This window comes from Shewanella morhuae (assembly GCF_900156405.1).
GTDB classification, from domain to species: domain Bacteria; phylum Pseudomonadota; class Gammaproteobacteria; order Enterobacterales; family Shewanellaceae; genus Shewanella; species Shewanella morhuae.
Genome location: NZ_FTNN01000016.1, coordinates 56,984 through 81,534, shown reverse-complemented (window position 1 = coordinate 81,534; position 24,551 = coordinate 56,984). Strand labels below are relative to the sequence as shown.

21 protein-coding genes are annotated in these 24,551 nt (G+C 44.0%); 8 read left to right on the top strand and 13 right to left on the bottom strand.

Annotation, left to right across the window (positions count from 1 at the left end; genetic code table 11):
• Window positions 1-392: 392 nt before the first annotated feature.
• Entirely contained in the window at window positions 393-3,161 is a 2,769-nt protein-coding gene (gene polA, locus BW947_RS16095) for a DNA polymerase I (RefSeq protein ID WP_076501426.1), read from the bottom strand.
• Window positions 3,162-3,547: 386 nt separating this feature from the next.
• Here polA and elbB point away from each other — a divergent pair, with 386 nt between their 5' ends.
• Window positions 3,548-4,213 carry an isoprenoid biosynthesis glyoxalase ElbB gene (gene elbB / locus BW947_RS16090; RefSeq protein WP_076501423.1) on the top strand — a complete coding sequence of 222 codons (666 nt, stop codon included), beginning with the start codon at window positions 3,548-3,550 and terminating at the stop codon, window positions 4,211-4,213.
• 122 nt (window positions 4,214-4,335) lie between these two features.
• Here the strand turns inward: elbB and glpG are convergent, their stop codons facing one another.
• From glpG to BW947_RS16060, 5 genes are all read right to left on the bottom strand, one after another.
• A complete protein-coding gene (gene glpG / locus BW947_RS16085; protein WP_076501420.1) occupies window positions 4,336-5,181 on the bottom strand; it encodes a rhomboid family intramembrane serine protease GlpG in 846 nt (281 codons plus the stop codon).
• Complete coding sequence (gene glpE, locus BW947_RS16080; protein WP_076501417.1) at window positions 5,178-5,483, bottom strand: thiosulfate sulfurtransferase GlpE; 306 nt, start codon at window positions 5,481-5,483, stop codon at window positions 5,178-5,180. Before glpE ends, glpG begins: the two co-directional genes overlap by 4 nt.
• Before the next feature lie 413 nt (window positions 5,484-5,896).
• Complete coding sequence (gene tdh, locus BW947_RS16070; RefSeq protein ID WP_076501415.1) at window positions 5,897-6,922, bottom strand: L-threonine 3-dehydrogenase; 1,026 nt, start codon at window positions 6,920-6,922, stop codon at window positions 5,897-5,899.
• Window positions 6,923-6,946: 24 nt separating this feature from the next.
• On the bottom strand, window positions 6,947-8,140 hold the full coding sequence (locus BW947_RS16065; protein ID WP_076501412.1) for a glycine C-acetyltransferase: 1,194 nt from the start codon (window positions 8,138-8,140) through the stop codon (window positions 6,947-6,949).
• Between the two features lie 285 nt (window positions 8,141-8,425).
• Window positions 8,426-9,073 carry a TetR/AcrR family transcriptional regulator gene (locus BW947_RS16060; protein WP_076501410.1) on the bottom strand — a complete coding sequence of 216 codons (648 nt, stop codon included), beginning with the start codon at window positions 9,071-9,073 and terminating at the stop codon, window positions 8,426-8,428.
• Between the two features lie 202 nt (window positions 9,074-9,275).
• On the opposite strand from BW947_RS16060, the gene waaA reads away from it, so the two are divergent.
• The gene (gene waaA, locus BW947_RS16055) at window positions 9,276-10,541 is read left to right on the top strand and encodes a lipid IV(A) 3-deoxy-D-manno-octulosonic acid transferase (RefSeq protein WP_076501408.1); all 1,266 of its coding nucleotides are present in this window, start codon (window positions 9,276-9,278) and stop codon (window positions 10,539-10,541) included.
• A 52-nt stretch (window positions 10,542-10,593) separates the two neighbouring features.
• On the opposite strand, the gene BW947_RS16050 is transcribed toward waaA, so the two are convergent.
• Window positions 10,594-11,349: a 3-deoxy-D-manno-octulosonic acid kinase gene (locus BW947_RS16050; protein ID WP_076501405.1), complete on the bottom strand. Its 756-nt coding sequence runs from the start codon at window positions 11,347-11,349 to the stop codon at window positions 10,594-10,596.
• Window positions 11,350-11,447: 98 nt separating this feature from the next.
• Here BW947_RS16050 and BW947_RS16045 point away from each other — a divergent pair, with 98 nt between their 5' ends.
• The 4 genes from BW947_RS16045 to BW947_RS16030 all read left to right on the top strand — a co-directional run bounded on the left by BW947_RS16045 (window position 11,448) and on the right by BW947_RS16030 (window position 15,232).
• Complete coding sequence (locus tag BW947_RS16045) at window positions 11,448-12,491, top strand: glycosyltransferase family 9 protein (protein WP_076501403.1); 1,044 nt, start codon at window positions 11,448-11,450, stop codon at window positions 12,489-12,491.
• Between the two features lie 75 nt (window positions 12,492-12,566).
• Window positions 12,567-13,274, top strand: a complete 708-nt coding sequence (locus BW947_RS16040) for a glycosyltransferase family 25 protein (protein WP_076501401.1) — start codon at window positions 12,567-12,569, stop codon at window positions 13,272-13,274.
• Window positions 13,275-13,359: 85 nt separating this feature from the next.
• Window positions 13,360-14,430: a CDP-glycerol glycerophosphotransferase family protein gene (locus BW947_RS16035; protein ID WP_076501399.1), complete on the top strand. Its 1,071-nt coding sequence runs from the start codon at window positions 13,360-13,362 to the stop codon at window positions 14,428-14,430.
• 37 nt (window positions 14,431-14,467) lie between these two features.
• Entirely contained in the window at window positions 14,468-15,232 is a 765-nt protein-coding gene (locus tag BW947_RS16030) for a glycosyltransferase family 2 protein (RefSeq protein WP_076501396.1), read from the top strand.
• 163 nt (window positions 15,233-15,395) lie between these two features.
• Here the strand turns inward: BW947_RS16030 and BW947_RS16025 are convergent, their stop codons facing one another.
• Window positions 15,396-17,237: a DUF3413 domain-containing protein gene (locus BW947_RS16025; protein ID WP_076501393.1), complete on the bottom strand. Its 1,842-nt coding sequence runs from the start codon at window positions 17,235-17,237 to the stop codon at window positions 15,396-15,398.
• 505 nt (window positions 17,238-17,742) lie between these two features.
• Here BW947_RS16025 and coaD point away from each other — a divergent pair.
• Together coaD and BW947_RS16015 are read left to right on the top strand one after the other, a co-directional pair.
• Window positions 17,743-18,234 (top strand): pantetheine-phosphate adenylyltransferase, encoded by a 492-nt coding sequence (coaD, locus tag BW947_RS16020; RefSeq protein ID WP_076501391.1) that lies wholly within the window; start codon window positions 17,743-17,745, stop codon window positions 18,232-18,234.
• Between the two features lie 76 nt (window positions 18,235-18,310).
• The gene (locus BW947_RS16015) at window positions 18,311-19,786 is read left to right on the top strand and encodes a capsule assembly Wzi family protein (RefSeq protein ID WP_076501389.1); all 1,476 of its coding nucleotides are present in this window, start codon (window positions 18,311-18,313) and stop codon (window positions 19,784-19,786) included.
• A gap of 64 nt (window positions 19,787-19,850) precedes the next feature.
• Here the strand turns inward: BW947_RS16015 and mutM are convergent, their stop codons facing one another.
• The 5 genes from mutM to BW947_RS15990 form a co-directional block, all read right to left on the bottom strand.
• Complete coding sequence (mutM, locus tag BW947_RS16010; RefSeq protein WP_076501387.1) at window positions 19,851-20,666, bottom strand: bifunctional DNA-formamidopyrimidine glycosylase/DNA-(apurinic or apyrimidinic site) lyase; 816 nt, start codon at window positions 20,664-20,666, stop codon at window positions 19,851-19,853.
• Between the two features lie 35 nt (window positions 20,667-20,701).
• Window positions 20,702-21,157, bottom strand: coding sequence for a hypothetical protein (locus BW947_RS16005; protein WP_076501385.1), 456 nt, complete (start codon window positions 21,155-21,157; stop codon window positions 20,702-20,704).
• A gap of 262 nt (window positions 21,158-21,419) precedes the next feature.
• A complete protein-coding gene (locus tag BW947_RS16000; RefSeq protein ID WP_076501383.1) occupies window positions 21,420-23,234 on the bottom strand; it encodes a bifunctional molybdopterin-guanine dinucleotide biosynthesis adaptor protein MobB/molybdopterin molybdotransferase MoeA in 1,815 nt (604 codons plus the stop codon).
• A 28-nt stretch (window positions 23,235-23,262) separates the two neighbouring features.
• Window positions 23,263-23,856 carry a molybdenum cofactor guanylyltransferase MobA gene (gene mobA, locus BW947_RS15995; protein WP_076501381.1) on the bottom strand — a complete coding sequence of 198 codons (594 nt, stop codon included), beginning with the start codon at window positions 23,854-23,856 and terminating at the stop codon, window positions 23,263-23,265.
• Complete coding sequence (locus BW947_RS15990; protein ID WP_076501379.1) at window positions 23,840-24,550, bottom strand: ABC transporter ATP-binding protein; 711 nt, start codon at window positions 24,548-24,550, stop codon at window positions 23,840-23,842. The genes mobA and BW947_RS15990 overlap by 17 nt, the downstream gene beginning before the upstream one ends.
• Window position 24,551: the final 1 nt, after the last annotated feature.

Sequence of the window (24,551 nt, the reverse complement as noted above, 5' to 3'; positions counted from 1 at the left end):
GCCATTTCGATTCGTGTAGTCACACCCTTGAGTCTCCATCTGCTGCTGCAGTGTATCGATGAGCTCTACTGCTAAATGAATCAGGTAAAGATTGTTTGGTAGTGAGTCATGGTTTGTGTCGTCTGTTAAGTTGCGCTGCGCTTAACGAACTAGCGTGTTCGGAATACAGATTGTTTGGCTATGAGTCATACATTGTGCTGCCGATTCAGTTTTTATTAACTTAATGTATTGTGAAAAGATAATTTGCGCACAGTGATAAAAGGGGCTCAATATTGATGTGCTTAGAGATTATAAAGACGGGAGAGAGCTAACCTGAGCTAAAAATATTGAATTCAGGTTAGCTTTATTTACTTTTAAATCATATTAATAGTGCTAATTTGGATGTTTATAGATTAGTGCGCTTCATCCCAGTTATCACCAATGCCCGCTTCAGCAAGCAGCTCAACATCAAGATTGGCGGCTTGTGCCATCAAGCTGCAAACTGTCTTTTTAAGCTCCTCAGCTTTATCTGCATCGACCTCAAACACCAGTTCATCGTGAACCTGCATGATCATAGTGATCTCGCCTTTGGTTTCCGTTTTGATCCACTGGGCGATATTGATCATGGCCTTTTTGATAATATCGGCGGCCGTACCTTGCATTGGGGCGTTAATCGCGGCGCGTTCAGCACCTTGGCGACGCATCGCATTACGATCACGGATTTCGGGTAAATAGAGGCGACGACCAAACAGAGTCGATACATAACCTAAGTCAGCAGCACCCGCGCGTGTTTCTTCCATATAACGTAATACACCAGGGTAACGGGCAAAGTAAGTATCAATATAGGTTTGCGCTTCATGGCGTGGGATATCAAGCTGACGGGCTAAACCAAAAGCTGACATGCCATAAATTAAGCCGAAGTTAACCGCCTTAGCACGACGACGTTGTTCTGTGGTCACCTCATCAAAGTCGGTACCAAAAACTTCAGCTGCTGTGGCTCTATGGATATCTTTACCTGCGGAAAATGCAGTCAACAAGCCATCATCTTGGGATAAATGCGCCATGATCCGTAGTTCGATTTGCGAGTAGTCGGCAGCCAAAATTTTACGGCCCGCAGGGGCGACAAAGGCTTGGCGAATACGGCGCCCTTCTTCGGTGCGGATAGGAATATTCTGTAGATTAGGCTCGCTCGATGATAAGCGTCCTGTTGCCGCATTGGCTTGGTGGTAGCTAGTGTGCACGCGACCGGTTTTAGCGTTGACCATTAGTGGCAGTTTATCGGTGTAAGTGCTCTTTAGTTTAGATAGGCTGCGGTGTTCGAGGATCACCTTTGGCAGTGGGAAATCTAAGGCTAATTCAACTAGCACTTCTTCTGCTGTCGATGGGGCGCCTTTGGGGGTCTTTTTGGTGATCGGATAACCGAGCTTTTCAAAAAATAGAACTTGCAGTTGCTTAGGCGAAGCAAGATTAAATTTTTCACCTGCAATATCATAGGCTTTTTCTTCTAAAGTATCGATTTTACGCGCTAGTTCATCACTTTGTTGACCAAGCAACATACTGTCAATTAATACACCTTGGCGTTCGATATCTGACAATACTTGAATTAACGGCAATTCGATTTCAGTAAACATTGCAGCAAGTTCTGCTTCTTTCTCAAGCCTTGGCCATAAATGTTGGTGTAACCGCAGTGTGATGTCAGCATCCTCTGCAGCATAAGGCGCAGCAGTTTCCAGTGGGATCTGGTTAAAGGTCAGCTGTTTTGCGCCTTTGCCGGCGATTTCTTCAAAACTGATAGTTTTATGGCCTAAGTATTTGAGCGCTAAGCCATCCATATCATGGCGCGAAGCCACTGAGTTGAATATATAGGATTCGAGCATAGTATCAAAAGCGACGCCCTGCAGTTTGAGCCCCGCATTGGCTAAGATGCTGATATCGTATTTAAGGTTTTGACCGACTTTTTTGATCTTTGGATCTTCGAGTAACGGCCGTAGCTTTTCTAGCGCCACTGTTTTATCGATTTGAGTCGGCGCGCCAACATAGTCATGGTCTAAAGGAAGATAAGCCGCTTTTCCTGCCTCAATGGCAAACGAAATGCCAACTAATTCGGCCACCATGTAATCCAAGCTGGTGGTTTCGGTATCCAATGCCATCAAGTCGGCTTGCTTAAGTTTAGCAATCCAAGCGTCTAATTCTGCTTCGGTGAGAATACAGTCGTACTGTGTTGCTATCGCCTCGACGGGAGATGCGTCTTCTTGTGTTTCTGTTGACTCCGTATTCACTGAAGAATTAGCCGTGATTTTATTATCTAAAACTTCGGCTAACCAACGCTTGAACTCCATTTCACCGTAGCACTTGATTAGTTCATCTTTGTCAGCAGGCTTAATGGTCAATTCGTGCCAATCTTGTTCGAGTTCGACATCGGTCTTGATGGTGGCCAGTTCATAAGAAAGCTTAAGCATGTCGGCATTTTCAATGATCTTCGCCGCCATAGTTTTAGAGCCCCTAAAACCAAGCTCGGCCACTTTCTCGGGTTCTGCTAATAGGTTGCTCACGCTGCCTGCACCAGTAAGCATAGCGAGCGCTGTTTTCTCCCCGACGCCAGGTAAACCAGGAATGTTATCTGCCTTGTCACCCATCAGTGCCAGTAAATCTATAATACGCTCTGGACCAACACCAAACTTAAGCGCAACCTCTTCTGGGCCCATGATTGTGTCGGTCATGGTGTTGATGAGCGTGACGTTTTCATCTACTAATTGCGCCATATCCTTATCACCTGTGCTGATGAGCACGGCACGGTTTTCTAAACTGGCTTGGCGGGCAATAGTGCCAATTACGTCATCGGCTTCGACGCCTGAAATGGAAATCAGCGGTAAACCCAGTGCGCGAATGATGCGGTGTAGCGGTTCGATTTGTGAGCGTAGATCATCTGGCATGGGTGGACGCTGAGCTTTGTACTCGCTATACATGTCATTGCGAAAAGTTTTACCTTTGGCATCGAATATCACAGCGATATGACTCGGCTGATAGCGAGTCAATAAGCTACGTAACATATTCACTACGCCATAAACGGCACCGGTGGCTTCGCCCTTTGAGTTTGTTAGGTGAGGAGGCGCATAATAAGCGCGGTATAAATAAGAAGATCCATCCACAAGCACAAGTGGGTTTTTAGCGACGGTCGGCATAAGTATTTTCGTTTATCGATGACGTAGATGGCGCTAAGCATGCCACAGATGCACTATTTCAGCCACGGCAAAATGACGCTCAGCCTGTGGATAAGTCTGTGAGTGAAAAAGTCAACTACGAATTATGGCGATGATTACGGCTTAATGCGATATTTTTAAGTTGTTGTTTTTTATGTTTATAAAAGAATTGTGTGAGTTCAATACTGTTTCTTAAAAAATCTTCCTAATTTGTGGATTTTTTATTGACTCCGTAAAATACATCTAAGAATTGGCTTAATTTTCGGCACCTGTCAGAATCGACGAATTAAGTTAGCATGATTTTTAATCAGATCAACCAATTTGTTTGTATTTTGTTAAAACTTAATAATATAAGAGGGGTATTTTTAATGAAAAAAGTTGCTGTGTTACTCAGTGGATGCGGTGTTTTTGACGGCACAGAGATCCATGAATCGGTTTTAACGCTTTTATGTTTATCTCGAGCGGGGGCTCACTACCAATGCTTTGCACCTGATATCAAACAGATGCATGTAGTTGATCATTTAACGGGTGAGGTCGATGCTGCGGCAAGTCGTAATGTGCTGGTGGAGTCGGCGCGTATTGCCCGTGGCGAAGTTAAATCGACTATTGAATTAGATATCGCTGAATTTGATGCTTTGATCATTCCTGGTGGTTTTGGCGCGGCGAAAAATCTATGTAACTTTGCGACTAATGGCAGTGAGTGTGAAGTGAATCCGCTGGTGGCAGATTTTATCGATGAGTTTATTGTAGCGAAAAAACCTGTTGGCTTTATCTGTATCGCCCCAATGATGATCCCGCGTTTATATCCCCACGGTGTAAAAGGCACTATCGGTAATGATAGCGATACCGCTGCTGCCTTTAATTTGATGGGTGGTGTGCATCAAGTTGCTACTGTGCATGAGATCGTCGTAGATGATGCCAACCGAATAGTAACCACTCCCGCTTATATGTTGGCGGGAAGTATCGCTGAGGCGCATGCAGGCATCGAGAAGTTAGTCACTAAAGTGCTAGAGATGGTTGGCGAGCCCGTTTAATTTAAGTGGTTTGTAGCGATTTTTAACTGTGTGATAGCCGTGTGATTATGAGCTAGTGTACCAAGATAAATCGGTTGGTTATTAATGGTTTATCTTGGTACTTATTTTGCCTGATAACTTGGCTAGATAGCTGCTGCAGACTTACGGCTATCGAATAAACCTTGAGCTAAGCCTATCAGTAAGCCGCCAATGTGGGCACCGTTAGCAACGGATACGCCTAGAATATCCGTAAATCCTAATGCCAGCCAAATCATCATAAATCCCATGTATGACGGCGGTAAGCCTATGCCAGCGGCGGGTTTGCGTACTCCCATAATCCAAGTGTATCCCACCACGGCATATACAACGCCCGATAAGCCGCCGAAATTAGGGCCACTGACATAATATTGGATAACGTTCGGCAGTGTTCCCGCCACGAATAGCAAAATTAGCAAGGGCGCAGTGCCGATACGGGTTTCAATTTTACCGCCTAAATACCACCACCAGAGTAAGTTAAAGATAACGTGCATGGCGGAAAAATGTAGCAAACTCGGCGTAAAAACACGCCAAAACTGACTGAGTTCAGTATTAGGTACCGCGCCAAAATAGGCTAATGCGCCATAGGTTTGGTTGGTAAACCCTAAGTTCATTGCAGCAAAAATAACTACGCAAACCGCAAATACAATCAGTGTGACGGGGCCTGCGCCGGTAATAAATTGGCTGAACAGTTGTAGTGAAGGTGCGCCGTAATCTAGCTTGGTATGTGTATCGCCATATTCCCACGAGGCTTGTAGATATTTACTGTCGTAGGGGTGGGCGATGAAATGGGCAAACTCTTTACGCGCTTGATCCACATCTTTGTCATGGATAACAATAATGGCGACCCCTTGTTCCAGCGGTTCGATGTGGCAGTCGATATGTTCACCCTTGAGGTAATCAACAAATGCTTGCGCGGCTCTACTGTTGGGGAGTCTACCTATTTCTATCATGCATTTGCCTCATGCCAAGCACTGTAGCCGCCATCTAGACTATAAACGTCATCAAACCCTTGCTCGCATAAATACTGCGCCGCATTTTGACTGCTCATACCGTGGTAACAAACAACGACGAGTGGGGCATCCATATCGGCTTGGCTAATAAATTGCGCTAGGTTTTCGTTATTCAGATTGGTTGCACTTTCAATATGGCCATTGGTAAAGCTATTGCCATCACGGATATCAACGATTTGCACTGTTTGTGCTTCGGTCATTTGCAGTAATTGATTAACGCTTAAGTGTTTAAAGGAAGACATAATAAAACCTGACAAAACTAAGGGGTGAAAAGCAAGATGGGATAAGTGTGCAACAAGGGGCTGCGAGTGTACAGCCCCTATCTATACCCAAGCTATCTGAAGATACGAGTTTCAGAGCGCCTAGGGTACATCAATTCAAGGCGCATCAATGACAGAATGTCGGCTACCTTTTGAATTGATGCAACACGGAAGTGAGGTGCCCTAGGCACTCCGTTCCGGCGGGTTTTAATGCACTTTATGCTGTGTTGGTTATTTTTAACTTAGTCCACTAGGTCTGCAAATAACCGCAATCGCCATGGATGGCGTGAATGCCATTTATGCAGGAGCAATAAATGGCATTGCCTAAAGTGCGTTAAATTCCCGCTGAATCCTGCATCTTCAGGTCGTTTGGGTATAAGTAATGCTCGGCAGGATTAATCCCAGCTGAGGATCACTTTACCCGATTGGCCCGAGCCCATAGCATCGAAACCTTGTTGAAAATCATCAATCTTGAAGTGGTGAGTGATGATCGGTGAAATATCTAAACCTGATTGAATAAGACTGGCCATTTTGTACCAGGTTTCGAACATTTCACGGCCGTAGATACCTTTAATCACCAAGCCTTTGAAGATCACTTTGCTCCAGTCGATGGCCATTTCACCACTTGGAATACCGAGCATAGCAACTTTACCGCCATGATTCATGGTATCTAGCATGGCGTGGAAGGCTGATGGTACACCAGACATTTCTAAACCGACGTCGAAACCTTCGGTCATGCCCAGTTCTTTCATTACGTCTTTCAGGTTTTCTTTCGATACGTTCACCGCGCGAGTTGCGCCCATTTTGCGGGCCAGCTCTAGGCGATATTCGTTAACGTCGGTGATTACTACATGGCGAGCACCAACGTGACGACACACGGCCGCAGCCATAATGCCAATCGGGCCTGCACCAGTGATCAATACGTCTTCACCGACTAAGTCGAACGACAGTGCTGTGTGCACAGCATTACCAAACGGGTCGAAGATTGATGCTAAATCATCGCTAATGTCATCAGGGATTTTAAAGGCGTTAAAAGCAGGGATGACTAAGTATTCCGCAAATGACCCTTCACGGTTTACACCCACACCCGAGGTGTTACGGCATAAATGCGTGCGGCCCGCGCGGCAGTTACGACAATAGCCGCAGGTAATATGGCCTTCGCCAGAAACACGGTCGCCAATGTTAAAACCACGAACTTCTTGGCCGATATCAACCACTTCACCCACATATTCGTGGCCAACTACCATAGGGATTGGAATGGTTTTTTGCGACCATTCGTCCCAGTTGTAGATATGCATATCGGTACCACAAATCGCGGTTTTTTTAATTTTAATTAGTAAATCGTTATGGCCCATAACTGGCTTAGGCGCATCGACTAACCAAATGCCTTTTTCAGCTTTTAACTTGCTTAGTGCTTTCATTGTTTTGAGTCCTAAAGATGAGTCCTAAATAATGCCCATTTCTTTGGCAATACGGGTAAAGGCGGCGATGGCTTTGTCAATTTGATCACGCGTATGCGCGGCTGACATTTGTGTACGGATACGGGCTTGCCCCTTAGGAACCACAGGGAAAGAGAAGCCAATAACATAAATATGCTCTGCTAATAAGCGGTTAGCAAAGTCGCCCGCTAATTTAGCATCGCCAATCATTACGGGGATAATCGCGTGGTCAGCGCCGCCCAAGGTAAAACCTGCGGCTGACATTTGCTCGCGGAAATAACGGCTGTTTTCCCATACGGCTTCGCGCAGTGCTTGGCCTGATTTGAGCATTTCTAACACATGGATAGACGCACTGACGATTGACGGCGCTAATGAGTTAGAGAAAAGATAAGGGCGTGAACGCTGGCGTAACCAATCGATGACTTCTTTTTTACCTGACGTAAAACCACCCGATGCGCCGCCTAAGGCTTTGCCTAAGGTGCCGGTGATGATGTCGACTCTGTCCATCACATTGCAATATTCGTGGGTGCCACGGCCGTTGGCGCCGATAAAGCCCACCGCGTGTGAATCATCGACCATTACCAGTGCGCCGTATTTATCGGCTAAATCACATACGCCTTGCAGGTTTGCAATCACGCCGTCCATCGAGAATACGCCGTCAGTGGCGATCAAGATGTTACGCACGCCAGCGGCTTTGGCGGCAATTAACTGGACTTCTAAATCGGCCATGTCGTTGTTGGCATAGCGAAAACGCTTCGCTTTACATAAACGCACACCATCGATGATAGAGGCATGGTTTAGCGCATCGGAGATAATGGCATCTTCTGCATCTAACAAGGTTTCAAACAGACCTGTGTTGGCATCAAAGCATGAAGAATAAAGAATCGTATCTTCCGTACCGAGGAATTCACTGAGGCACATTTCTAGCTTTTTATGGATATCTTGAGTGCCGCAAATAAAGCGCACCGACGCCATGCCAAAGCCGTGACTTTCTAAGCCTTGTTGGGCGGCTTTGATCAGTTCAGGATGATTGGCTAGGCCTAAATAATTATTTGCACAGAAGTTAACAACTTCTTGCTGATTAACTTGAATAGCTGTTTGTTGTGGTGAGGCAATAACACGCTCGCTTTTATATAAGCCTTCAGCTTTTATATCTGCAAGTTGTTGATTAATCTGTGTGTAGAATGAGGTAGAGGCCACCTGATATCTCCTTAGTTAACTTTATTCTGATTTTGGGAGTGACGGCATTCTAACTCTAAAGCTAATCGGTCTACAGCCTTTTTTTAATGCAGGTTCGTAAGATAAATGTGTTCAGGGATAAAGTGATTGTTACATTATCAAAACTAATGAATAACATAAGTTTCTATAACAAGAGTGCAGATAGTTTTGTGTATTTATAACGAAAAATAGCTCGCACTCAACACTATGATGGCTTTGGTTTTAGTGTTAAATGCGAGTGCCTTAATATAGATTTTTTGGATAACTCTAGTGCGGTTCTGGGGTGGCTAAGACTTGATAATGCTGCTCTAGGCGAGTAAATGTCGCGACGGAAGTCGGCGTGGCATAGGCTTTAAAAATCATCAGTACCCTTAAAACACCTTCATAAAGCGTCGCTTTAGTAATCGTTGAAGTGCTGGATTGCGTGAGTTGATAACCAATCCAAAAGCTGACAATCATCTTGATAGTATCGGCAAGTGGCGTAATTTTATCGGTATCTAAGTTTAAAAAACCATCTTGTTTCAGTTTATGTAACACGTGACTTGAACGCGTTAATACTTGCTGCTGGGCGTGCAAATAGCGCTTTTTTAGCACTTCGTCGCGGGCAAGAATATCCGCAAGATTGGCGTACATAAAACGGAATTGCCATAGGGTATAGAACATCGCATCGAAATAGCCGATTAATAATTCCACATCCACTTGTTTATCTTCATAGGGTTGAAAACCCGATTCGAGATGATTCTCATATAAGCTAAAAATGCAGCGAATAATGTCTTCTTTATTGCGAAAATGATAATAAAGATTCCCGGGACTCATATTCAGGTGAGCAGCAATGTGATTGGTGGTGATGTTTCTTTCGCCATGCTCATTGAACAGTTCTAGACTGGCATAGATTATTTTGTCGCGGGTTTTCATAAGTCATCCAAATTGCGAGTGAACGCCACATAATTGAGAAAGCTAACCAACGACCACAATACTGCTGGTGAATTATCCCTAATTTAATTTTCTACCACATTAAATCTTCGTATTCCGGGCCGAACGAACAACCATTCAATACTATGGGTATTATGCTAACATTGCCGCTATTCATCAGGCAAAACTCATAAGCACGTTTTTAATGAATCGTTTCCTTTATTCCACGATATTATATTTATTATCCCCGTTGCTAATCGTTTATCTCGTCTTTCGTGCGATTAAAAGTGCTGATTACCGCAGCCGTTGGGCTGAGCGTTTTGGCTTAACAAAGCTCAAATCGACAGATTTATTGATCCATTCCGTCTCTATGGGTGAAACGCTCGCGGCAATTCCTTTGATCCGCATGATTATGCAATCACACCCTGAGTTAAGTATTACTGTCACTACAACTAGCCCAACGGGTTCTGCCGAGGTGCGTAAAGCCTTTGGTAATACCGTACAACATTGCTATTTGCCCTTTGATTTACCTTGGTGTATACGGCGGTTTTTACGCCAAATCTCGCCTACGTGGTGCATTATCATGGAGACTGAGCTGTGGCCTAACTTAGTCGCTAATGCAGCAAAACAAGGTGTACGCTTGATGTTGGCTAATGCACGCCTATCGGCAAAATCGGCAGCGCAATATGTTAAGTATCCTAAAATTAGTCGACCTATGTTGCAACGCTTAGATGTGATTGCAGTGCAGACTCAGGTGGAAGCGCAGCGTTTTATCGACTTAGGTGCATTACCAAATAGAGTGACAGTCTGCGGCAGTTTGAAGTTTGATCTCAGTATTAAGCCTGAGCAGTTAGCCAAGGCAAAACAGTTACGCCAAGCTTGGGGGCGCGAATCATCATCCGTTTGGGTTGCTGGCAGTGTGCATCCCGGTGAATTTGACGCCATGCTGGCAGCCCATAGGCAACTACTCGCGCAATGGCCCGATGCTTTACTGATTATTGCGCCGCGTCATCCTGAACAGTTTGCTGCCGTTGCTGACGTTGTGGCCAGCCAAGGTTTTGAGTCCGTTCGCCGTAGCGATAATCTTCCCGTAACAGCTACGACACAAGTGCTGGTGGGCGATACCATGGGTGAATTATTGACCTTTTATGGCACTGCGGATCAAGCTTTTGTGGGGGGATCATTGATTTATCACGGCGGGCATAACCCCTTGGAACCCGTTGCTATGGGTGTCCCCGTGATGGTGGGGCCCAATCATAGAGATTTTGCTCAAATTACCCAAATGCTTGAAGGTGCAGGTGCGCTTAGAGTGGTTGATTCAGCACAAGCGCTAGGCAATAACTTAATTGAATATTTTGCTAAACCTGAGCTCTGCCAGCAAGCGGCTAATGCTGGACTGGCTGTGGTTGAGGCTAATCGCGGTACGTTACAGCGGCAATTTACTCTCGTGCAATCTTTATTAACCACTTAATAATACGAGTGAATTAAGCGGTAATCTTACTGTATGGATAAGATGAGTGAGTTTACATACTGAGCATTGCCGTTTGATATCCCTCTATCAGAGATGCCCAGTTATTAGCGGTAAAGGCTAAGTGGGGGAGTTTACCTTGTTCTTTATTGAAGGAACGTAACAGTCTATCTAGATTCGATTTTTGCCATTGCGGGCTCGGTGTTTTTAATTCGCCACGGTCAAAATCGATAAGATAAAAGCGCTCCGGTGCTATGGGTTCAGTCTGCATTGGTTGGAATAAAATATTCTTAGCATTGAGATCGGCATGGTACACACCGCGCTGGTGGAATTGGGCGATAGTGGCGCCTAAAGCCTGCCATTGCTCTGTGCTCATCATCCCTTTGCTAAGTTTAGCAACTAAGTCTTCGGCCCCCTCAACTCGTTCGATAATGATATCGGCACGGTAAAATAATCCAGTACGCACTATGTTCGCTGCAATCGGTTTAGGCACTGTAAAATCTTCGCGATACAAAATATCTAATAAACGTAGCTCAGCCATCGCACGGGTGTTTTCCAAACCCGTATAAACGTAAGCATCTTTACTGAATTTGGCCATTAAGCCGCCGCGCCAATAATGACGTAACACCCAATGGTTGTGCTCTAATGCCACAAACCAAGTGGTATAACGGCCTTTAGACGAGCCGACAACCGCATTTTTCGCGCGCCAAAAGTCTACCGAGAACCAAGTCGGAACGATATCGTTAGGCGTATCTTGGCAAAGAGCCATGTGGCCTTGCGGCGTTTTTATGATCTTTATATCAGCATTCATCGGAGATTTGTTGACTTAAGCGTGGCACCTCGGGCCATTCTACATTAAGATCCTTAGCTTGCGCCAAATAACCTTAAGAGCGATTAGCTTTAATCCCAATGAGTTTAAATCCTAATACTATGAATTCACTTTGTTTGCTCCGGCTCTCAGCTATCGGCGATGTATGCCACGCCGTGGCGATGGTGCAGGCAATACAGCGACAATATCCCGAGCTAAAAATCACTTGGGTGATCGGTAAACTTGAATATCAATTATTGAAGCATTTACCCCATATCGAGTTTGTTATCTTTGATAAGTCTCAAGGTTGGCGTAGCTATTTTAATTTACGTAAAACCTTAAAGGGGCGGCATTTTGATGTATTGCTGCACATGCAGGTTGCGCTGCGTGCAACGTTAGCATCATTAGCTATTTCAGCTAAAACACGCATAGGTTTTGATCGCGCTCGCGCTAAAGAAGGCCAGTGGTTAGTGACAAATCACAGGGTTGAACCTTTAACGAAACCCCATGTGCTTGAAGGTTTTATGGGGTTTGCTAAAGCGATTGGTGTTAAGGATCTTACTCCTCAATGGCATATTCCAGTTCCGATTGCTGACACTGAGTTTGCCCAAACGCAGATTAAAGATAATGAAAAAGTCTTGATCATATGTGCTGCAGCTAGCAAGGCGGAACGAAACTGGTTGCCAGAGCGTTATGCTGCTGTCGCGAGTCATGCGATTTCCAAAGGATTTAGGGTGATACTTTGTGGTGGGCCAACGGCACTTGAAAAGAATTTGGCCGAGCAAATTTTGCAAGCTTGCCCCTCTAAAATTGATAATTTAGTGGGTAAAACGAGTTTAACTCAATTATTAGCGTTGCTAAAACGCGCAAGCCTAGTGCTTGCACCTGATACTGGGCCTGCGCATATGGCCGTTACCCAAGGTACGCCAGTGATCGGTTTATATGCCCATTCAAACCCTGGGCGTACAGGGCCTTATTTATCGCAGCAATATGTGGTGAGCGTCTATGACGCGGCCATCGCATCTTCGCACAGCAACCAGGTGAAGTGGGGAACTCGCGCTAAAGGTGGACAGCTGATGGCTTTGATTAGTGTTGAAGCCGTCATTGAGAAGTTTGATCTTGTAGTTCAGCAGACACTCACTTAAGACACATTTAACTTTGTGTGAAAGTGCGTAGTTAATTTAGATACATGACCGTATATAATTAGTATTGAGATTTGTATGAAGATATTTGTAATCAGTTTAGAGCGCTCAACAGAACGACGAGCCCAAATGATGGCTAAATTTAATAAAGCAGATGTTGAATTCGAATTCTTTAATGCCGTTGACTCTTCTTTATTAGGTTTTAAATTATCAGAAAGAGCTGCTAATGACATCACTATAAAAAGAAAGGGCTACAAGTTACTTGATAGTGAAATTGGATGTTATGCCAGTCATTTTTTACTTTGGGAAAAATGTGTCGAGATCGATGAGCCTATTGTTATATTTGAAGATCATGCTGATCTTACCGATGATTTTAAAATAACTCTACAGAATACATTTACACATATATCAGAATTTAACTATATCAAATTATCGATACCATTTAAGCTTTCAAAGTTCATTAAAAAAAAGGTTGTGGATGAGAATCATGTTATTGGATGTTATGCCAAACCGGTTTGTTATACTACTGGATATATGCTTACTCCCTGTGCAGCAAAAAAGTTTATTAATGCAAGTGAAAAATTTATTGAGCCAGTAGATGATTTTATGGAAAAACCATGGCTGCATGGTATAAAAACATTTAGTTTAAACCCATTTATTTGCTATCGCGCAAAAATTCCATCAACAATCGGTTATAACCGAAAAAACAAAAATAATATAAGCTTTTATAGAAAGGTATATGCCGAGCTATTCAGGCTATATGAGTCAATAAGAAGACTTCGATGAACTATCATTACTATTATCTCAGTGCTTGCTACTGAACTCTTGATATATTAGCTAGTTTATTTACATCAAGGATAAAATATACGATATGATCGCAAAACGCTATTTGATGTACATTTCACAAAACTATTCTTATGCGATTTTACGGCCACTTCAAGCTGTAATCCTGGCTCAGGGTGGTGAGGTTCGTTGGTTTTTAGAGGGTAATGAGGTTAACTCTGCATTCTTAAAAGCGGATGAGCAGCGTTTGTTCAGTATTGATGCGGTAAATTCGTGGCAGTCAGATGCGGTGTTTGTTCCTGGTAACGTGGTGCCAAACTTTATTCCAGGTATTAAAGTTGCAGTATTTCATGGCTTTAATGCGGGTAAAATTAATCGTAAAGGTCGTGAAGATCATTTCGAAATCCGTGACTGCTTTGATTTGTACTGTACTCAAGGTCCTAATACCACTCAAAGATTTGAAGCTCTAGCGGCGCAGCATAAATATTTTGTGGTGAAAGAAACGGGCTGGCCTATGCTCGATCCGCTGTTTATGCCGGTAGTCGATAACCCTTATATCGTTCCATCTGATACGCGTAAAACGGTACTGATGTGTTCGACTTTTTCACAAAAGTTAAGCTGTGCACCTCACTTATTTACCCTTATGAGTCGTCTTGCCGCAAAAGGGAATTGGCGTATCCTCGTTCAATTTCACCCTAAAATGCCGAGTGAAATAGTTAATCAATACAAAGGCATTGTCAGTGATAACTTAACATTTGTTGAAACTGATAATGTGATCCCTTTGCTTCAAGCTGCGGACGTTATGTTGTGTGATACTTCTTCAATTTTAAATATATTTCTCTTATTGAAGAAACCCGTTGTGACTTTTAGAAATCGAACCAATGCCGCTTATTTATTAAATGTAGATACTGAAGATCAAGTTGAATCAACCATCGAGCATGCATTAACTTACCCACCAAAGCTGATGGCAAGTATTGAAGCATTTTGCCAACAAATGCATCCATATAATGATGGTAAATCCAGTGAGAGAGTCTTAGCTGCAACTAATGCGCTTATTGATAACCCTGATAGGGAAAGAGTGCGTAAGCCTTATAATTTGGTACGGATGTTTAAGTTACGCCGAAAATTAGGCTATTGGAAATTAAAGTGCTGGCGGTAGTAATCGAGCAACTTGCTAATATTATTGGAGTAAAAAAGTGAAAAAACACTCGTTGTCTGTCATGTTAATTACCAAAAATGAAGAGGATCGTGTAGAGCGCTGCCTGATGTCGGTTGCGGATATTGCCGATGAAATTATCGTGCTCGACAGCGGTTCGACAGACAATACTCTGGCGATATGCCAGAAATATACCGATAAAGTCACAGTTACTGATTGGCCTGGTTTTGGTAAACAAAAGCAGAGAGCTTTAGAGCAAACGAGTGGTGATTGGGTGCTGTCCATTGATGCTGACGAAGCGCTGGATGAGACGATGCGAAATGCTCTTATTGCGCCGTTGTCGCAGGAAGAGATTAAAGAATCCGCTTTTTGTTTACCATGGGGTGTTACCCTGTATGGTAAAACCCTAAAGCATGGGCGCAGCGCTCGGGCAGTTTTACGTTTATTTAAACGTGATGGCGCACGCTATACCCTTGATGAAGTCCATGAGACCGTAATCCCAGCGGCCGGCAATATCGGTAAGCTAAAAGGACTGTTATTGCATTATACCCATCGTGATTACGGTCATGGACTGAATAAAGCGGCGCAATATGCTTGGCTTGGCTCACAGAAATACTTTCGCAAAGGTAAAAAATCCCATGGATTACCCTTAGCTTTACTCAGGGGAGTGTGGACATTTTTTCATATTTACTTTTTACGGCGTGGCTTTCTAGATGGCAGTGTTGGCTTTATTGTTGCTATGACCTATGCACAGGTGAGCTTTAACAAATACGTAGGCTTATGGTTGCTTGAAAATAATCGTTAATATTCATTAAGTCTATACTCGCTTCCAAAGCGTAATCGGCATCTGTAAGCGCTTGCAATTAATAAATTCACGCAAGTTTCAACCATATTAGCCCGTTGTTGACCTATCATTTTTCGATGATAGGTCAACAACGCTTTTTAAGCTAATTCATGGCTCTGTATTTCTATCGATTGAAGCGACTTAATTGTTCCAGCGCTTGTTGTAAGTAGTCAAAATTTGGTTGTTGATCTTTTAGTGGTCGATTCGTTTTATCCAGCAGCTCATATTGGCCTCCGGCACCCACCTCTAAAATTGATTCGTTAGTGATTATGGCAAAGCCGTTATAATCTGAGGAAATGGTCCAAGGGCGTTCTGGTATTTCAGATAAAAGATTTTCGCCTACTGAGTAATGATTAATCGGACTTTTTACGCCCAGATAGTTTTCCATTAACGTGGGGACTAAATCTTGGTGGCTTGTAAGCTTATTGCTGTTTTTTGATACCATTTCAACGTTCATGTTAGGCGCCACTATCGCAAACGGCACTTTTACTTGAGCGTCAGTATAATTACTGTTGTGACCCCAATAATTTAATTTATTGTCATTTATTTCTTGGCCATGATCCCCGGTGATAATCACTAGCGTGTTATCAAGCTCACCAGATAACTTCAGCGTTTGTAATACCTGTTTAGCTAAACTATCAACATAATGAACACTGGTTTTGTAGCGATTTAAGAACGGTTGTGGATCTGAGTCATCATCTAACTGTAAATAGTTAATTTCACTTAGCATTGGTTCATAGCGATGAGGGTAATCACTGGGGAAATCATAACCGTGGGGTGAATCAAAAAACAAAAATGAAAAGACTGGCCTCTGAGTATCGCGTTGCGTAAACCATGTTGTCCAATCTGCAACGAGATTGGCATCCCGCGATGATGGACTCTCACCAGATGAACTAATGCGTAAGTTATCAATATTAACAAATACAGTTTGGTCAAACTCTGGCTTATGTAACTGTGCCGAAGTAAAAATACCCATCTGGTAATTGAGTTGCTGCAATCTATCTATTATTAGCGGGCTTTGTTGGTTTGCTAGCATGGCATGCCAATAAGTACCCGGCATGCCATAAAAAAGACCAAAAATACCTGCCCTTGTTGAGTTTCCTGAGGCGATATGCTGGTTAAATACGACTCCAGATTGTGCTATTTCCCATAGATTGGGCGTATTATCCGCATTAAAGGTATCTGCACGCCAAGAATCAATCACCAGTAATAATATGTTAGTGGGTTTTGATATAGGTACCATATTCAGCGGTTCGATTGGGTAGCGCAGATCACTTTTACTTTTTAAGGTAAGAGCTTTTTGTTGAGCGATTGCTGATTCGTTAATATATCCATATTTACGCATCAAGCTGTTTGCCGTTGCTGGATAGAAGAGTGGCAAATAGCGTTTTAACTGAGTGACAGGCTGGTATGCATTCGCTGCCGCCCAAATATGTACAATGTGGGTTGATAGCAGCGTCATAATCGCTAATGCTAAAAAATAGCGACTCAATGTTTTTTGCTGTAGAGGAGTTGCGTCTAAGCGACGAATAATTAGCCATTCGCCCAACCAAAGAGCGCTCACTCCAATCACGACTATTAACCAAGTTAGCCATGGAAAGCTAACGATTTGGCCAGAAAGAATTAAATCGAGTACCACTGCATTAATATGAAAGCGATATTGAGCAAAGACAAAAGTATCAATGATTAATATGCTAATGCCTAACGCGGCCGTGCCTGATTGAAGGCATCGTCTTAATGCCGTTGGTAAGAAAATGAGTGGCAGTGTGACTAATCCCGCAATCCCCGCGAGTAGACTCATTTGTGAAAAAGTACTGGCAAATATGAAAAAAATCCCCAGACTATCGCTTGGTAGTTCAGGTAGAAAAGTAAAATAGCGGCTAGCAATCATCATCGCAATGAGTGAATTAAAAAGTATTAACCATCCATGAGTGTGAAGTTTTACTTTAAGAGAACTGTCTATCATTGGAATACCTTTATACTAAAAATTATAGCAAACACTTAATGGTTCATGATGCTAAGCGTTAACCTTAAAATAGGATCGGTTTAACTATAAGTAATTGATTTATAATGTTTATCTTGTTCGCGTGATGTTTGGCTAGCATTTTTAATAATTGACTCTGCTTTTGAAGATGAATCTATTTTACATATAGCAAAAACACATAAGACATTAATCTTCAAGTTAAATTTATTTTTCTTGTTGGGTGTGACCGACATCCAGTTACTGATTCTGTCGAAAGCCATTTTTCAATTATTGCGCTTTGAATTATGATCGTCAGATATCTAAATTGGATCTAGTATATAATACGCGCCAGTATCATTGTTAGCTTTATTGCTTACTTGTTTGATTTTTAAAGTTAATTGATCTTTTGAAAGGCTGGTTTTCTGTAGTCGTAAAGCCGTTTTATGATGTAGTAACGGGATGCTTTATACCCTTATTGAATTGATAAAAGTGGGAATATACTTTTACTATGCACACAAGAGCGATTTATCCAGGGACGTTTGACCCAATCACTAATGGCCATGCCGATTTAATCGAGCGGGCAGCTAAGTTATTCAAGCATGTGATTATTGGTATTGCAGCCAATCCTTCTAAGCAGCCAAGATTTACCCTAGAAGAACGGGTTGAATTGGTTAATCGTGTCACTGCTCACTTGGATAATGTTGAAGTGGTTGGTTTTTCTGGCCTGCTAGTCGATTTTGCTAAAAAACAAAATGCGAGTGTGCTGGTACGTGGTCTACGTGCGGTCTCTGATTTTGAATATGAATTTCAATTAGCGAATATGAATCGTAGGCTGAGCCCTAATCTGGAAAGTGTATTTTTAACACCCGCTGAAGAAAATTCCTTTATTTCATCAACCCTAGTAAAGGAAGTCGCTTTACATGGTGGTGATGTAAGGCAGTTTGTTCACCCTGAAGTGGCGATGGCACTAAACGCAAAGCTTAAACTGGCACAACCTTAAATTTGTCCATGTTTGTCAGTATTTCGTGTTAACTTTGAGGCGAGTTTTACCTCGCGATGATACCTAAAAGGATGTTATGAAGGCTGTTTTCACTCCAACTCTGCTCGCGACTAGCGTGGCCACGGGATTGCTTTTTTCTTCTGTACTTGCCGCCGCGCCTTGGGTCGATGCTTCTGATATCTATCTTAGAACGGATATTCAAGCTCTGGCTGATGCGGGCGTCATTACAGTGCCTGTAAATACGTATCCTTTGATGTGGTCAGGTATCGGTGGTGATTTAGCTAAAGTTGAACCTGAGTTACTTTCTGCCTCTTTAGTGCAAGCCTTTGCGCGAGTGAATTTTTATTATCAAAATGCCGTTGATAATCACGCTAATGCACGTATAAAAGTGACGGCCGCGTCTGATCCTACTCGCTTTCGACATTATGGCTCTGACTATCGTGAAAAAGGCGAAGTGCTGGGCTCGTATGAGTACTTAGGTTCACGTATTGCTTATAAAACGACCGTGGCAGAAACCTATGATCCTCAGGATAGTGAAGAATTTCGTCTTGATGAATCCTATTTTGCGATCATTTTTGGTAACTGGATTGCAACCCTAGGCTCGGTCGAGCAATGGTGGGGACCCGGATTTGATTCTGCGTTGCACCGCTCTAACAATGCGCGCTCTATGCCGTCGCTGACCTTGAGTCGCAATAATGCATCTGCTTTTGAAACGCCATGGTTATCTTGGATTGGCCCTTGGGCATTTAAAACCGGGTTTAGCCTGATGGAGGCTGATCGCGCCGTGCCTAAAACGGCTGAGTGGGATATGCGTTTAAGCGCCAGACCGATTAAACAACTGGAAATTGGTCTATCTTGGTCAACGCTGTTTTGTGGTGACGGCCAAGATTGTAACTTTGACTCTTGGTGGGACTCGGTGACGAGTAGTTCTGTGTGTATAGATGGCGCTAGTAATTGCGCGCCAGATCAGCGACGAGATGCAGGCCACAGAAGCCAAAGTATCGATATGCGCTATGCCGACACATTGGGCAATATTCCTGTTGGCTTATACCTAGAACGTAGTTGTGAAAATGGCAGTGACTGCGGTTCACTTTGGGGTATCGATACGCACTTTGGCACAACGGTTAAACAGTTTAAGTTTTTTATCGAGTACTCAGATACTTATATCAAGTGTGATGGTGATAGTGCCAATTGCTTCTATGAAGATCCTGTCTATCTCAGTGGCTCTCGTTACTATGGCCGCGCTTTGGGTTCAACCTATGACAGTGATGCGCAAGTATTTGTTGTCGGATTGGTGGGGCAACTGACCAATAGCCGTGGGTTTACCTCATTATTACGTTATGCGCAGCTGAATAAAGATGGTTCAAACGTAGCGACAACTTGGGCACCACAACCACCTAAAGAAGATTTGTTAATGCTTGAGCTTTCCTATCGGATGCCGCTGTGGAAAGGCATGTGGAGCTTAGGTGGTACTGTGTCTAAATCAGAATTTGAGGTTGAAGACAGTGATACCAATGCCACACTCTTTAGCAGTTTTGAGTATCGGTTCTAGCATTCATGATTAAAGAAGCCTGCATTATCGCAGGCTTTTTTATCCGCTTTGCCTTGAGGTAGCGTTAGCGTGTTTGGCAAATGCCGCAAAATACTGTGCTGCGTTGGCCTAAGCGGATTTCACTTAACAGATTACCGCAACTGGTGCAGGTTTCACCGCCGCGACCATAGACATGCAGTTTTTGGGCAAAGTAGCCCGGTTTACCATCGGCATTGGTAAAATCTTTCAGTGTTGTGCCCCCCTGTTTAATGGCGTGGGCTAAGATTTGCTTCACTTCGGCGACTAATACACTTAAACGTTCAATATCAATTTTACCCGCTTCGGCTTCTGGGTGAATACCCGCCGCAAACAGAGCTTCATTAGCGTAAATATTACCAACACCCACCACGATATGATTGTCCATTAGGCAAAGTTTGATGGCCTTTTTCTTGCCCGCTAAAGCGGCCGCTAATTGGGTAATATTAAAGGCATCAGTTAGTGGCTCAGGCCCTAATTTAGCGAGTAATGGATGAGCTTCTTCTGGGAGTTCACACCACAACCAAGCGCCGAATCGTCTTGGATCGTTAAAGCGTAATAGGCGACCGTTAGCTAGCACTAAGTCGATATGATCATGCTTTTCTACAGGGGTGTCGTGGGGCAAAATTCGTAAACTTCCCGACATGCCTAAATGTACTATGCTGGTGCCTGCATCGGTATCAATTAACAGATACTTAGCGCGGCGGCGCACTTGGCGTATGACTTGACCAATAATCTGCTTGGCGATTTCAGGTACAGGCCAACGCAGTGAACCATTACGGATCACAAGATCAACCACGGTTTGCTCGACAAGGAATGGCGCAATACCCTGACGGGTAACTTCAACTTCTGGTAATTCCGGCATGGGTTCTGTCTTATTTTAAGTAAAAGGAAGCGATATTATGCTGCGGGTTTCGCATCGAGAATAGGTTGCAGCTTAGCTCGTAAGCTCGGTGGTACTAAGTACCAATTGCCTGCAGGAGATTTAAGGGCGCCTTCCTTAGGGAAATAGATCCACAGTTGAAAATCACTGATATCAGCAATCTGTATCACTAATTCTTGAGGAGCATCAGTGGTTTCTGGCGCGGCAGCTAAGGGCGATACTCGTATGGTTTGCCAGGCATTGGCCCATTCATCGCAATTAAGTACTTTAGTGTCGCAACTCCATTTCGATGCTTGTTTATGTAGCCATAGTCCATCGAGTTGCAGTTGTGCGAGCGGCGCATTATCGTCAAATAATAACTGAGCATCACTCGGAACATTATTGGTTTTTTTATCAATAAAAGTCAGCACTGCGACCATAAAGATACAGGCGATAATGACAATGTTATTCCATTGTTTACGAGTTAAAGCCATAGGGATGTGCGCTGCTAAATATGGAACGATAACTTGAGTCTATCACGGCAAAATTGAGATGCTAGCCCTGCAAGCTATCGAGTGGTGGTGTTTAACCGCCAATCGCGTTCATAGAATGCGGGATTTGTCCCTCATTAAGCCAAGTTCGTGCGCATGTTATCTATGCAGTAAACATCTCTGCGCTCAATAATCGACAGCCGTAAGTATCCAACCTTACGGCCAACGGGATCCATTGTGAGGCTTATAAAAAGCTCGCCCGATGTTAGAGTAAATCTGCAAATGGTTGAATAAAAACAGTTTCGCCGGCATTAACGGCTTCTGCATCATCACCTATGATGATGAGGCAATTCCCTTTGACCATAGAGCTCAACATGCCAGAGCCTTGGCTGCCTGTGCTGCTCACGTGCAGGCGTCCATCTTTGCCAAGTTGATAAATGCCGCGAATAAACTCGGTGCGGCCTTGGCGGCTTCGCAGCGTTTCATCACTGATGGCAGGGAATAATGGCGCTTGCCAGTTTGCTTCACCGGCTAATTTTCGCAGGGCAGGTTGTACAAATTGCAGGAAAGATACCATGACAGCGACAGGGTTACCCGGCAAACCGAAGAATAGGCAATCACCCACCTTGCCAAAAGCGAGTGGTCGACCTGGGCGCATGTTAATACGCCAGAAATCAATATTACCGAGGCGAGCAAGCACCGTTTTAATGTAATCTGCATCCCCGACAGATACACCACCCGAGCTGATGACGACATCGGCTAGAGTTGCTACTTTGGCGAGTGTTGCTTCGAGGGCGGCTTCTGAATCTTCAATAATGCCTAAATCGATAACCTCACAACCTAGGCGTGTTGCCATGGCTTTAATGGTAAAGCGATTTGAGTCATAAATGCAGTTGGCTTTGAGCGTTTCACCTGGCTGGCTCACTTCATCGCCAGTGGAGAATACTGCAACGGTTGGACGACGATATACACTGACGCGATTGAGCCCAAGTGAAGCCAGTAGACCTTGTTCGGCGGCACTTAGCCGAGTGGCTTTTGTTAACGCCACTTGGTCTTTTGCAATGTCTTCGCCAGCGAGTCGAACATGTTGACCCGCTTGAATGTGGCCTTCAAAGGTAACTATACCATTGATGTCAGTGGCTAGCTCACGGGGCTGCACAGTATCTGCGCCAGCTGGCACTGTGGCTCCAGTCATAATACGCACGGTTTCGCCAACGTTAAGCGTGTTTGAGTATTGATGACCAGCAAGGACTTCACCTACCCGCTTTAAGGTGGTGGGCATGGGATCTTGGTAAACAAAGGCGTAGCCATCCATCGCTGAATTAGTTTGCTGCGGGACGTCGATGGGCGAAATACTATCGAAGGCAAGAACGCGGTTATCTAGGGCATCTAAACCTATTTCTTCAACCTCTGTTACGGATGAGACATTAGATAATATCTGCGCTAGGCCTTGGCTCACGCTGAGGTTTTTGTTATCACCAATGGTGCAGGCTTCTACTGTGGTTATCGGTAAACATACGCGCGGAATTTGCCAATGTTGGGCATATTCCATCACAAAGTCAGCAATCTGGCCGATATTATTAAGGTCGAGGCGGCGTAGTTCACTGGGAAGCTCGTTACTCGGCAACTGGGTGTCATCGCAACAGGCGATAGCGAGGATATTTTCATCTTGGGTATAAATAAAAGGTTTGCCGTGGGCTGCGCGGTGTAATTCAATTTTAGGTAATGCGAGCTTTTTAAAGCCTTCGACTAACACGATATCTACTTTGTCGGCTTCGATTTGCTTAAGCAAATGGACTAGCTCAGGATCGCCATCACGGACATCTTCTGTCATCAACGCCCAGCGAACATGGGAGGCGACTAGCATTTGCCGTGCGCCGGCTTTACGCATTTCATAGCTATCTTTGCCGGGAATATCCACATCGAAATTATGGTGCGCATGTTTAATCACGGCTAAGCGTAAACCACGCTGATTTAATTCAGGGATTAACTGCTTGAGTAAAGTGGTTTTCCCCGTGCCACTATAGGCACAAAATCCGAGAACGGGAATAGCGAGCGGATTGACGAAGGGGTTACTCATTTGCACCTCTAATTTGAGTTGTTGGAACCTAGCTTTTGGTTATTTCTATGGCCAATCGTTGTTTTTGTTCAGGCGTATTCACATTTACAAAGGCGTTAGGCTGGTCGGCGAACGACGCGACTACGAAGTGATGCTTGGCATACCAAAAGTCCACTTTACGCTCACCCGCCTCAAGAAAGGCTTTCATCGAATCACGTAAGCTAGGTTTTAACAGCATAACTACGGGTTGTTCATATTCACCGTCACTAGCAACGGCTAACTCAGCACCTTCGGCTTCAATTGCAGCTAACATACGCGGTACAAGATCAAGCGGTAGTAACGGACAGTCGCAGGGTACGACTAATAAGTATTCGGCATCAGTCTTACCCATAGCAGCGATCATACCCGCTAAGGGGCCGAGAAAACCACTGTGTTCATCGCTTATCACTTTAAAACCAAACTCAGCATAACGTGTCTGGTTACGATTTGCGTTGATCAGGATCTCCTTAACCTGAGGTTTTATTCTATCAATTGTATGTTTAATCATGGCTTCGCCGTTTAATTCGACGAGACCTTTATCGTCGCCACCCATGCGACGTGCCATACCACCGGCGAGAATAACGGCATCAATTTGTGATGACATATAAGGATTCCTGTACTGGCAGAGATTGAGAATGTGGATAAGCGGTCATCACCTGTTCGCCCTCTATGTGCCACTGTTGCTCGCAGATAGCGGTTAACGCGCAATTTTGATGGCTACTCAGTAACATACCTGTGCCTTCGTGTTTGAGTTGTTGGATCATTTTTAATACTAGCTCTTGGGAATCCTTATCCATATTAGACGTTGGTTCATCAAGCATTAGTAGTTTAGGTTGGAGGATCCAAGCGCGCGCAATAGCGAGACGCTGTCTTTCTCCGCCTGAGAGGTTACTGGCTCTGGCGTGTAATAGCGAGCCTAGCTGCGCCATCTCAATCGCTTGAGTAATCCGTTGTTTCGCCTTGGCTTTGGTTTCTGAGCTGAAATTTAGCCCATAGGTAAGATTATATTCTACAGTGCCATCGAATAAATAAGGATGTTGATGTAGATAAACCGCTTTACCTAATAAAGGGTTACGTCGCCACCAGGCATTTTTAGCAAAACCCACCGTCTCAATATGGCCCTTCGTTGGTGCCATTAGGCCTGCCAGAATCTTCATCAAGGTTGATTTACCGGTACCATTGTCGCCTTGCAGATAAATCACATCGCCTTGGCAGAGTGCTAACGCATCGGATTTGAATAACAGGCGCGTACCAAAGGACATTTCTAAGTCACGGGCGATAAGTTTCACCTTAGTCATC

Coding starts and splice junctions, on each gene's coding strand:
- glpE (WP_076501417.1), bottom strand. CDS start 5,483: ATGTCTTCCTTTAAACACTTAAGCGTTAATCAATTACTGCAAATGACC.
- BW947_RS16000 (WP_076501383.1), bottom strand. CDS start 23,234: ATGAGTAACCCCTTCGTCAATCCGCTCGCTATTCCCGTTCTCGGATTT.
- glpG (WP_076501420.1), bottom strand. CDS start 5,181: ATGATAGAAATAGGTAGACTCCCCAACAGTAGAGCCGCGCAAGCATTT.
- BW947_RS16050 (WP_076501405.1), bottom strand. CDS start 11,349: ATGAATGCTGATATAAAGATCATAAAAACGCCGCAAGGCCACATGGCT.
- mutM (WP_076501387.1), bottom strand. CDS start 20,666: ATGCCGGAATTACCAGAAGTTGAAGTTACCCGTCAGGGTATTGCGCCA.
- BW947_RS16045 (WP_076501403.1), top strand. CDS start 11,448: ATGAGTTTAAATCCTAATACTATGAATTCACTTTGTTTGCTCCGGCTC.
- BW947_RS16060 (WP_076501410.1), bottom strand. CDS start 9,073: ATGAAAACCCGCGACAAAATAATCTATGCCAGTCTAGAACTGTTCAAT.
- BW947_RS16040 (WP_076501401.1), top strand. CDS start 12,567: ATGAAGATATTTGTAATCAGTTTAGAGCGCTCAACAGAACGACGAGCC.
- BW947_RS16035 (WP_076501399.1), top strand. CDS start 13,360: ATGATCGCAAAACGCTATTTGATGTACATTTCACAAAACTATTCTTAT.
- mobA (WP_076501381.1), bottom strand. CDS start 23,856: ATGTCATCACAAATTGATGCCGTTATTCTCGCCGGTGGTATGGCACGT.
- elbB (WP_076501423.1), top strand. CDS start 3,548: ATGAAAAAAGTTGCTGTGTTACTCAGTGGATGCGGTGTTTTTGACGGC.
- waaA (WP_076501408.1), top strand. CDS start 9,276: ATGAATCGTTTCCTTTATTCCACGATATTATATTTATTATCCCCGTTG.
- BW947_RS16025 (WP_076501393.1), bottom strand. CDS start 17,237: ATGATAGACAGTTCTCTTAAAGTAAAACTTCACACTCATGGATGGTTA.
- BW947_RS16015 (WP_076501389.1), top strand. CDS start 18,311: ATGAAGGCTGTTTTCACTCCAACTCTGCTCGCGACTAGCGTGGCCACG.
- tdh (WP_076501415.1), bottom strand. CDS start 6,922: ATGAAAGCACTAAGCAAGTTAAAAGCTGAAAAAGGCATTTGGTTAGTC.
- polA (WP_076501426.1), bottom strand. CDS start 3,161: ATGCCGACCGTCGCTAAAAACCCACTTGTGCTTGTGGATGGATCTTCT.
- BW947_RS15990 (WP_076501379.1), bottom strand. CDS start 24,550: ATGACTAAGGTGAAACTTATCGCCCGTGACTTAGAAATGTCCTTTGGT.
- coaD (WP_076501391.1), top strand. CDS start 17,743: ATGCACACAAGAGCGATTTATCCAGGGACGTTTGACCCAATCACTAAT.
- BW947_RS16005 (WP_076501385.1), bottom strand. CDS start 21,157: ATGGCTTTAACTCGTAAACAATGGAATAACATTGTCATTATCGCCTGT.